Source organism: Niastella sp., assembly GCF_045805085.1.
Taxonomy (GTDB): Bacteria; Bacteroidota; Bacteroidia; order Chitinophagales; family Chitinophagaceae; genus Niastella.
Map to the genome: position 1 here is coordinate 1 of NZ_JBJMLX010000534.1, position 2,931 is coordinate 2,931.

2 protein-coding genes, 1 pseudogene and 1 riboswitch are annotated in these 2,931 nt (G+C 44.8%); all 3 genes and pseudogenes read left to right on the top strand.

Annotation, left to right across the window (positions count from 1 at the left end; all coding sequences use genetic code 11):
* Positions 1 to 199 (top strand): annotated as a pseudogene (locus ACJ751_RS27805) (PorT family protein); the annotation flags it as partial.
* 133 nt (positions 200 to 332) lie between these two features.
* Positions 333 to 451: riboswitch (SAM riboswitch) on the top strand.
* Between the two features lie 251 nt (positions 452 to 702).
* Complete coding sequence (locus ACJ751_RS27810; protein WP_407748807.1) at positions 703 to 1,887, top strand: cystathionine gamma-synthase; 1,185 nt, start codon at positions 703 to 705, stop codon at positions 1,885 to 1,887.
* 60 nt (positions 1,888 to 1,947) lie between these two features.
* Positions 1,948 to 2,931, top strand: a 984-nt coding sequence (locus ACJ751_RS27815) for a homoserine dehydrogenase (RefSeq protein ID WP_407748808.1), incomplete at its 3' end; no start/stop codon positions are given.

A 2,931-nucleotide genomic window follows, 5' to 3' on the forward strand; every position in this document is an offset into this window, starting at 1 on the left:
AGCTTCAAGAGACATATATGTAAGACGCATGGATTTGGGTCTAAACTTTTTGGCAGGATATGAACTCAGTAATAAAGTCTCATTCCAGCTCAATGCACAATTGGGCATGAGCAGTATTGCTACAAAAGTTGAAGGTTCCTCCAGATCAAAAGTCAAAAACACCGGCTTTGGTGTTTCTGTCGGCTATCGCTTTAATTAATTTGTACATAATGATCTTATATAAAAAGCTGTCTCATCACGGGGCAGCTTTTTTAATTGTTCTAAAGCGTGCTTTAAAAAGAAATTTGACAATTTGAATCCCGTCATTATCTTTGCACCAGTTCTTTATACATCGCTTATCAAGAAAGGCTGAGGGAAATGGCCCTATGAAGCCTTGACAACCTGCATGCTGGTTTGAAAAAACCGCTGTAAGGTGCCAACTCCATCCCGCGGAAGGCGGGACAGATAAGTCAGATACAAGCTTCTACAATACTGATATTCAACATATTGAAAGCTCTTCTGACTTACGGAAGAGCTTTTTTATTGTACCTATGTATGCCCCTTCGACTCTGCTCAGGGTTCGAATAGGAATACAATAAATCATCTCCTCCTGTAAGAACTCCTCTTGATAAGTGCTGCCGCGAACAACTGTCTAAACAAATTAATCAAACGCTGCAATCCATGTCATGTACATGGTACAACTGCAGCAAAAAAATGTTTATCATGCAAGCGACAACACAACTCATTCACAGCATCCCTGTTGATCCACTGACCGGCGCCGTATCTGTACCTATTTATCAAACATCCACCTTTGTACAGGAGGCGCCTGGTGTTAACAAAGGCTACGATTATTCACGCACCAACAACCCCACGCGGGCCACGTTGGAAGACCTGATCGCTCAACTTGAAGGCGGACAGGTTGGTATTGCTTTCTCCAGCGGACTGGCCGCCATTGATGCCGTCGCCAAACTGTTACGCCCCGGCGATGAGATCGTTGCCGTAGATGATATTTACGGTGGTGCCTACCGGTTATTTACCCAGGTATATCAGCAGTTCGGGGTTACCATCAATTTTGTTGACACTACCGATCCGGAAAAAGTGTTCAACGCCATTACTCCCAACACCAAACTCATTTGGCTGGAAACACCCACCAACCCTACTTTAAAGATCAGCGATATTGAAGCTATTGCGCAGATCGCCAAAGCCAACCACTGTTTACTTTGCGTGGATAACACTTTTGCTTCACCCGCATTACAACAACCTCTTTTACTGGGAGCTGATATTGTAGTGCATTCCGCTACCAAGTACCTCGGCGGCCATAGCGATCTTATAGCCGGCCTGGTAGTAACCAAAGAAAAAGAGCTGGGTAATAAATTGAAGTTCTATCAAAACGCCTGTGGCGCTATTCTGGCCCCCTTCGATAGCTGGCTGGTGATCCGCGGAATTGAAACCTTGCACCTGCGTGTGCAGCAACACTGCCGCAGCGCCCAGGAAGTAGCTGAATTTCTGCTACAACATCCGGCTGTAGATAAAGTATATTATCCCGGGTTGAAAGACCATCCCAACCATGCCATTGCAAAAAAACAAAGCAAAGGGTTTGGCGGTATCGTTTCTTTCTCACTTAAACAGGATAATGCAGAAGCCGCTACTGCATTTGTTACCAGCACCCGTTTATTTAAACTGGCGGAAAGCCTGGGTGGTATCAAAAGCCTGGTGAGCCATCCTGCCAGCATGACGCATAAAACCATTCCGGCCGAAAAACGCCAGGCCGCTGGTGTTACCGACAGCCTGATACGCTTAAGTATTGGATTGGAAGATGCCGGCGACCTGCTGCAAGACCTGCAACAGGCATTGGAAAAAACCAATACCCTTGTTAAAACCACTGCTAATGAAGCAGTTCCCTGTTAAAGGAAAAGGAAAGTATAGCCATATTAAACAAAAAAGTAAACACAATTTCAAATTATACATATGGACGCACACAAGTCACTCACAATTGGTTTATTTGGTTTTGGTGTAGTAGGGGAAGGTTTGTACAAAGTATTGCAACAAACCCCCTCACTGAAAGCCAGCATTAAGAAGGTCTGTATAAAGAACCCCGAAAAAAAACGCAACGCCCCCGACTCTTTGTTCACCACCGATAAAGATGCGCTGCTGAATGATCCTGAGATCAACGTGATCGTGGAAGTGATCAATGAATCGGAACCTGCATTTGAAATAGTTTCTACTGCATTGAAGAATGGTAAAGATGTGGTGAGCGCCAGCAAAAAAATGATCGCCGAGCATTTGCCGGAATTACTCGGTTTACAAAAAGTAACAGAGCGCTCCTTCCTGTATGAAGCCGCGGCCTGCGCTTCCATCCCTGTGATCCGCAACCTGGAAGAATATTACGACAATGACCTGTTACACTCCATAAAAGCCATTGTTAACGGAAGTACCAACTTCATTCTTACAAAAATGTTTGAAGACAAGCTGGATTTTCAACAGGCCTTGTTACTGGCGCAACAATTAGGTTTTGCTGAAAGCGATCCAACGCTCGATGTGGAAGGTTTTGATGCCGCCAATAAATGGAACTTCCTGCTTACGCACGCTTATGGTATTGTGGTTCCACCCGATGCCCTGGTGTTCAACGGCATTCAGGATATTCATGCAGGCGATGCCTCTGTAGCTGCTGAAAAACACAACGATATTAAACTGGTAGCCCAGGCAAAGAAACTGGAGAATGGAAAAGTGGCCGCCTTTGTATTACCTCAATTTATTAAACACGAAGATCACCTGGCATTTGTAAAGAACGAATACAATGGCGTGGTGATCGAGAGCGGTTTTGCCGATAAACAATTCTTTTATGGCAAAGGAGCAGGTAGCTTCCCTACCGCTTCAGCTGTATTGAGCGATCTGTCGGCCCTGCGTTATCAATATAAATACGAATACAAGAAACTGTATCACCATACACCC